The 6,769-nt window shown below is 75.2% G+C and carries 7 protein-coding genes; 6 read left to right on the forward strand and 1 reads right to left on the reverse strand.

The genetic code is table 11. The features are described 5' to 3' along the window. Positions 1-266 precede the first annotated feature (266 nt). Positions 267-1,277, forward strand: a complete 1,011-nt coding sequence (locus tag AWW66_RS30690; RefSeq protein ID WP_245648564.1) for a glycerophosphodiester phosphodiesterase family protein — start codon at positions 267-269, stop codon at positions 1,275-1,277. A gap of 75 nt (positions 1,278-1,352) precedes the next feature. Continuing rightward, the gene (locus tag AWW66_RS30695) at positions 1,353-2,159 is read left to right on the forward strand and encodes an SAM-dependent methyltransferase (protein WP_067373910.1); all 807 of its coding nucleotides are present in this window, start codon (positions 1,353-1,355) and stop codon (positions 2,157-2,159) included. A gap of 49 nt (positions 2,160-2,208) precedes the next feature. Here the strand turns inward: AWW66_RS30695 and AWW66_RS30700 are convergent, their stop codons facing one another. Then, positions 2,209-2,805 (reverse strand): hypothetical protein, encoded by a 597-nt coding sequence (locus tag AWW66_RS30700; protein ID WP_157528202.1) that lies wholly within the window; start codon positions 2,803-2,805, stop codon positions 2,209-2,211. Positions 2,806-3,055: 250 nt separating this feature from the next. Here AWW66_RS30700 and AWW66_RS30705 point away from each other — a divergent pair, with 250 nt between their 5' ends. The 4 genes from AWW66_RS30705 (at position 3,056) to AWW66_RS30720 (ending at position 6,620) form a co-directional block, all read left to right on the forward strand. Next, entirely contained in the window at positions 3,056-3,544 is a 489-nt protein-coding gene (locus tag AWW66_RS30705) for a hypothetical protein (protein WP_067373916.1), read from the forward strand. A 192-nt stretch (positions 3,545-3,736) separates the two neighbouring features. Beyond that, on the forward strand, positions 3,737-5,095 hold the full coding sequence (locus tag AWW66_RS30710; protein WP_067373919.1) for a DivIVA domain-containing protein: 1,359 nt from the start codon (positions 3,737-3,739) through the stop codon (positions 5,093-5,095). Between the two features lie 128 nt (positions 5,096-5,223). Continuing rightward, the gene (locus AWW66_RS30715) at positions 5,224-5,982 is read left to right on the forward strand and encodes a hypothetical protein (RefSeq protein ID WP_067373923.1); all 759 of its coding nucleotides are present in this window, start codon (positions 5,224-5,226) and stop codon (positions 5,980-5,982) included. A gap of 2 nt (positions 5,983-5,984) precedes the next feature. Next, positions 5,985-6,620 carry a DUF6529 family protein gene (locus AWW66_RS30720; RefSeq protein WP_342671949.1) on the forward strand — a complete coding sequence of 212 codons (636 nt, stop codon included), beginning with the start codon at positions 5,985-5,987 and terminating at the stop codon, positions 6,618-6,620. Positions 6,621-6,769 lie beyond the last annotated feature (149 nt).

Consider the following 6,769-nt stretch of genomic DNA (forward strand, 5'->3'; position numbering starts at 1 on the left):
AAGTTGCAGGTGACCAGCCGCACCCAGGCGGCCCTGCTGCGGCGCGACCTGCCCACCGGCCGCTGACCGCCGCCGGCCCCGGCCGCCCCCCGGCGGCGGTGGTCCGGTCCCGCCGTGCGGTGGTCCGTCCCTGCGGTGCGCCCTACGCGGCGGTGGTCTGGTCCCAAGGACACAGGCGGGCTACGTCCTTCGCCGGTTCCGGCCGCCCCGGCTGGTCCCCGATGCTGGTGGCCCCGCTGACCCGCGCACAGAGGAGTCCTTCGGCCGTGGCCACGCCCGCCTCCCCCCGTACCCGCCCGTCCCGACGCCGCCGGATGCTGCTCGGTCTGCTCGTCGCCGGGCTGGCCCTCGCCACCTTCACGTACCTGAACAACAGCTCCGCGCTGGCCGGCGACCCCGGTGGCCGGCCGCTGCTGCTGGCGCACCGGGGGCTGGCGCAGACCTACGGCTTCGACGGGATGACCAACGACACCTGCACGGCGGAGCGGATCCACCCGCCGGAGCACCCGTACCTGGAGAACACGCTCGACGCGATGCGGGCCGCCTTCGCCGCCGGGGCGGACGTGGTCGAGTTCGACGTCCAGCTGACCAGGGACGACCGGCTGGTGGTCTTCCACGACCACCTGCTGGAGTGCCGGACCGACGGCCGGGGCCGGGTCCGCGAGCACACCCTGGCCGAACTGCGCCGGCTCGACATCGGGTACGGCTACACCGCCGACGGCGGGGCCACCCACCCGTTCCGGGGCACCGGCGTCGGGCTGATGCCGACACTGGAGGAGGTGCTGGCCGCCTTCCCCGACCGGGAACTGCTCGTCGACGTCAAGAGCGGCGACCCGGTGGAGGGCGAACGGCTCGCCGACCACCTCGCCACCCTCCCGGCCGACCGTCTCGCGGCGATCACCGTGTACGGCGGCGACGCCCCGGTCGCGGCGCTGCACGGGCGGCTGCCGGCGGTACGCGTGCTGTCCCGGGCGATGCTCACCGACTGCCTGCTGCGGTACGAGGCGGTCGGGTGGACCGGGCACGTCCCGGACGCCTGCGCCAACCGGCAACTGCACATCCCCGAGGCGTACGCGCCGTGGCTGTGGGGGTGGCCGGAGCGCTTCGTCGAGCGGATGGCCGAGCGGAACACCCGGGTCATCCTGGTCGCCGGGCCCGGTGACTTCTCCCGGGGGTTCGACAGCGCCGAGGACTGGGCCCGGCTGCCCGAGGGGTACTCCGGTGGGGTGTGGACCAACCGCGTCGACCGGGTCGCCCCGCTGCGCGCGGGCGGGTGAGCCGGGGTGTCCCCCACGACGACATCGAGGTCTACCATGGACACTCCGACGAGCCCTGGGTGAGGAGGGACCGGCGTGGCCCAGTCTGCGCAGCACGGCCCGGTGGTGGACGACAGCATCCCGCACTCCGCCCGGATCTACGACTGGTGGCTCGGCGGCAAGGACAACTTCGCCGTCGACCGGGCGACCGGGGCGGCGATGATCGAGGCGATCCCCACCCTGCCGGCGATGGCCAAGGAGAACCGTCACTTCGTCCACCGGGTGGCCCGTCACCTGGTCGCCGAGGCGGGGATCCGGCAGTTCCTGGACGTCGGCACCGGCATCCCGACCCGCCCCAACCTGCACGAGGTGGCCCAGGGGCTGGCGCCGGAGACCCGGGTGGTCTACGTCGACAACGACCCCATCGTGCTGGCCCACGCCCGGGCGCTGATGATCAGCAACCCGGCGGGGCGCAGCACGTACATCCACGCCGACCTGCGGCAGTCGGAGAAGATCCTCTCCGACCCGGCCCTGACCGAGACCCTCGACCTGAGTCAGCCGGTGGCGTTGACCCTCATCGCCATCCTCATGCTGCTCGACGACGCCGACGACCCGATCGGCCGGATCCGGGCCCTGATGGACGCGCTGCCCTCCGGCAGCTACCTGGCGATCACCCATCCCACGCAGGACTTCGACCCGGTGGCGGTGGGCGCGGCGGTGGCGGCGGCGACCGGCAACGGGATGACCCTGGTGCCCCGGACCCACGCCGAGGTGGAGCGGTTCTTCGAGGGCTGGGAGCTGATCGAGCCCGGCGTGGTGCCGGTGCTCGGCTGGCGCCCGGAGCAGCCCGTCGCCGACCCGAGCGCGGTCTACTACTACGCCGGGGTCGCCCGCAAGCCCTGACCCGGCACCCCGCCGCCCGGACCGGACCGGGTCGCGCCGGCGCGGATCCTCACAGGAGCATGGTCCGGGGGTCGGCGGCCATCGCGCGCAGCCAGTCGGCCGCCTCCCGGGCCCCCGGGCAGCGCGCCCAGCCGAGCGCGTCGGCGAGCGCGACCATCTGCCCCGCCGGGAGCAGCACCCCGTCGAGGCTGCGCAGCCGCAGCCGGACCGTACGGCCGGGCGTGGTCACGGTGAGCACCGGGACCCGGGTGACGCCGCCGGTGGCGACGACCGAGCCGTCACTGGCGACCCCGGCCTGGGACTGGGCCATGGCGTGCAGGGTCACCGCCGTGGCGCTGCGCAGGTCCACCGTCCGACTGACCAGGCCCCGGACGGTCAGCTCGGTGCCGGCCAGCGCGGCGCCCGCCCGTGCCGTCCACACCACCAGCAGGGTCATGGCCAGCGCGGCCGTACCGGCGAACAGCAGGGCGACGACGGCCGCCGCCCCGGGGCTGGCGCCCTGGGCCACCAGGTGCGCGCTGATGGCGCCCACGCCGCAGCAGGCCCCCACCAGCAACACCCCGGCCAGCACCAGGGAGACGACGCGCCCGGTGCGGCTCTGGGTGTAGCCGACCGACAGTTCCGTCCGCGCGACGCCAGGCTGCATGGCGCCGAGTCTGGCAGCCGTGATCAACCGGCCGCCGTCGCCCCCGCGCACCGGGTCGGGGACCAGGATGGCCACTCACGGGAGGCGACGGGAGAATCACTCGCCGTTGCGTCCGGAATGGCGGGTTGGTAGACATTGGTCCTGACCCGGCGGGCTGCCGGACCGGCGTCGCCACCGCTGCCGACCCCCGCCTGCCGGCGGGCCCGCGTGCCCGGTCGACGTCAGTCCCGCCGATCAGAAGGAGTTCGCCATGTCCCCACTCCGGGCCCTCGCCCTCGCCACGGCGGCGCTGGTCGCCGCCGCACCGACGCCGGTCGCGCCGGCCGGTCCGACCGCCGCCCCCACCCACCGGGCACCCTCGGCCGGTGCCGACGGCGACGCCCCGGCCGCCCCGCGGTCCGCGATCCGGACGGCGGCCCGGTACGAGTGGAACAACGCCCGCGCGGGCGTCCCACCGGCCGGGCTGCACTGTGCCCACACCACCGGCGCCACCGCCTGTTTCGTCGAGGACGGTGACGTCTGGTGGGTGCGGGACACCGCCACCGACGGCGCCTCCGCCGTGGCCGACTGGGTCACCCTCGGCGACGACATGTCCGTGGAGCGGGCCGGCGCCTGCGTCAACAGCCTGGGCCGGGGCTCCTGGGGTTCCTGCGACAAGAACTATCCGGACGACGCGCACGTGGTCTGGCAGGCGTGCGTCTACGACCGGTCCGCCGACCGGTGGGTCCGCTGCGACTGACCCGGAGCGTCCGGGCCGACCCCGTACCGGCCGGCGACGCCTCGCCCGGACGTCGATGGCCTGCGGCCCGACCCGGCAGGCCGGGGCGGGCCGACGGGCCGGATCGCGGCGGGGGTAGCGTTGCCCGACGCCACGGCCGTGGGCGCGGTCATCCGCCGGCGTGGCGCCCGCCGATCGTACGGAGGATGGCGCATGTCCAACGGCGACGAGCCGTTCGCGGCACGCGAGGACGTGACCTCGCGGCCGAGTTTCGACCTTGCCCTGCGCGGCTACGACAAACGACAGGTGGACCGGTACGTCGAACAGATCGGCGCACAACTGTCCACCCTGACCTCCGACCGGGTGCGGTCGGCGGCTCAACTGCACGACCTGAGCACCGAACTGGCCCAGGTCCAGACGCAACTCGCCGAGTTGCAGCAGCGACCGACCCAGGTGGACCGGGCCACCTTCCGGGACCTCGGGCCGATGGTGGACCAGATCCTGGCGCTGGCCGAGAAGCAGGCCCAGGCGATCACCGACACCGCCGCCGAGCGGGCCGGCGAGATGCGGACCGAGGCCGAACGGACCCTCGTGGACGCCCGGGACCAGGCCACCCGCACCCTGCGGGAGCTGGACGACCAGCTCACCGCCCGACGCACCGAGCACGAGCGGGCCCACGAGGAACGCCGGTCCGCCGCGCACGCCGAGCTGACCGAGATCCGCAAGACGGCGGACCGGCTGCTGGAGGAGGGGCAGGCCGCGCACGAACGGGCGCAGCAGGAGGCCAAGCGGATCGAGGAGCAGACCGCGCAGCAGGTCGAACAGGCCCGCGCCGAGGCGGAGGCGTTCATGACCGCCGCCCGCACCCAGATCCAGCAGGAGGTGCAGGCCGCCCGCACCCAGACCCAGCAGGAACTGGCCCAGTGGCAGGCCAACGTCGAGCGGGAGCTCAACGAGCGGCGGGCCGCCGCCGAGCAGGACATCACCGAACAGCACGCCGCCGGCGAGCGGGAGGTGGCCGCCCAGCGGGCCGCCGCCGAGCAGGAGATCGGCACGCTGATCGCGGAGGCCCAGCAGTACGCGGCGAAGGTGCGCCAGCACTCCGACGAGCAGGCCGCCACCCACCAGCAGCAGCTCTCCGTGGTCCAGCAGGGCATCCGGGAACGGCGGCAGGCGCTGTCCCAGTTGCAGGCCGAACTGGACAGCGCGCAGCAGCAGCTCGCCCAGACCCGCCAGGAGGGTGAGACGGCGGCGCGGGAGTTCGCCCAGACCTCCCAGCGGCTGGTCGAGGTCCGCCAGGAACTCGGCGTCGAGCTGGGCCGGCTGGAGGAGGCCCGGCGGGCCTCGGAGTCCGTCGAGCGGCACGCCAAGGAGGTCCGCAGCCGGGTGCAGCGGGAGGCGAAGCGGGTCGCCGACCTCGCCGCGGCGGCGGTGATGGCCGCCGCGGCCGGTGGCGCCGAGACCGCCGAGTACCCGATGGTCGCCCGTCCCGGCGGCGGCCGGCGCGTCGAGTCGCCCGCCGAACCGGCCGCCGAACCGGCTGCCGACGACACGGCCGTGACCACCGCCTGACCGGCCGGACCGGCCACGGGCTCCCGGGCTCGTGGCCGGTCCGCCGTACCCGGTTCCGGCGGGGATCTTCCCGTTCATTTGAACGTCCGGCGCGTCACCGCCGTACGAACAGGTGAAGGGAGCTGCTCATGAAGCGCTTGACGCCGATGCTCACGCTGCTGGCCGGCACCGGACTGGCGGCCGTGCTGTTCACGATGAGTGCGCAGGCGGCGCCGCCCGCCGCGCGGTCCACGCCGGACACCGGGGCCGCAGCCGCCGCCCGACCGCCCGCCGCCGCACCGCCACCCGGGGTACCGGAGCCGTCCGTGCAGCGTCCGGGCGGGACGCCGCCGACGGAGGCCGAGCCGGAGCCGGACGCGCAGCCGGCGTCACCCGCGCCCCCGACCGCCACCGACGCGCCCGCCGCCACCGTCGACGTGACCTGGACCGGCCGGCTCAGCGGCGGCGCCACCATCGCCGTCACGGTCACCAACGGCAACGCGACCGCGTACGTCTGCGACGGCAGGAGCCTGGAGATCTGGCTCCAGGGCACCGCCGTGGACGGTGAGCTCGCGCTCACCGGCAAGGACGGCGTCCGGCTCACCGGCACCTTCCGCGCCGGCAAGGCCAGCGGCGAGCTGGTCGTCGCGGGGCGGCGGCAGACCTTCACCGCCACCTCGAACGGCTCGACCGCGCCCGCCGTGTACCGGGCCGCCCCGCAGGTCCGCGACGCCGGGGTGGACGGCGGCTGGATCCTGCTCGCCGACGGCAGCCAGATCGGCGTGGTCACCTGGAACGGCCGGCCGGTGCCCGCCCCGCCGCTGGACCCGGCGTTCTTCACCACGGTCGTCGACGGGGTGACCATCGACGCCGTACCGGTCGGCGCGGCCCCGGGCGACGGTGAGTGACGGTGGGCCGCAGGTCCGGCACGGACACCTTCGCCGGCGACGGGTTCGACATGCGGGTGCTGCCCGACCCCGACGCCCCGTTCCCCGGCCGGTCGCCCGCCCCGCCGACGCCCTGGCGGGCGACGCTGCTCGTCCCGCTGCTGGCGGGGGCGGCGGTGGCGGTGGCCACGGGGGTGTACGGCCGGCTGCACACCCCGACCGGCATCGCGGTGAACGTGGCGGGCTTCTCCGGCCCGCAGACGGTGAAGGTGTGGCTGGGCACCGGCGCCGCCGTGTTCGCCGTGCTGCAACTGCTCTCCGCGCTGGCGATGTGGGGCCGGCTCGGCGGGTTCTCGCCGTCCTGGGCCGGCACCGCGCACCGCTGGTCCGGGCGGCTCGCGTTCCTGCTGGCCATCCCGGTCGCCGTGCACTGCCTGTACGCGCTCGGCTTCGGCGCCTACGACCTGCGGTCGCTGGCCCACTCGGCGCTGGGCTGCTTCTTCTTCGGCGCGTTCACCACCAAGATGGTCGCCCTGCCGAAGGCGAACCTGCCCGGCTGGGCGCTGCCGGTGCTCGGCGGGCTCGTCTTCACCGCCCTGATCGGCGTCTGGCTGACCTCGTCGGTCTGGTACTTCACCACCTTCGGCGTGCACCTGTGACGCACCGACCGGCCCGATCCCCCGAGGAGACGTACCCGATGGACCACGACCCGCGGCACCGATGCCCGTCCCGGCGGGCACTGGTGGCCGGTACCGGAGCGGCGGCGGTCACCGCGCTGCTGACCGGCTGCCAGACCTACGGCGCCGCG

The organism is Micromonospora rosaria (genome assembly GCF_001567585.1).
Classification (GTDB): Bacteria; Actinomycetota; Actinomycetes; order Mycobacteriales; family Micromonosporaceae; genus Micromonospora; species Micromonospora rosaria.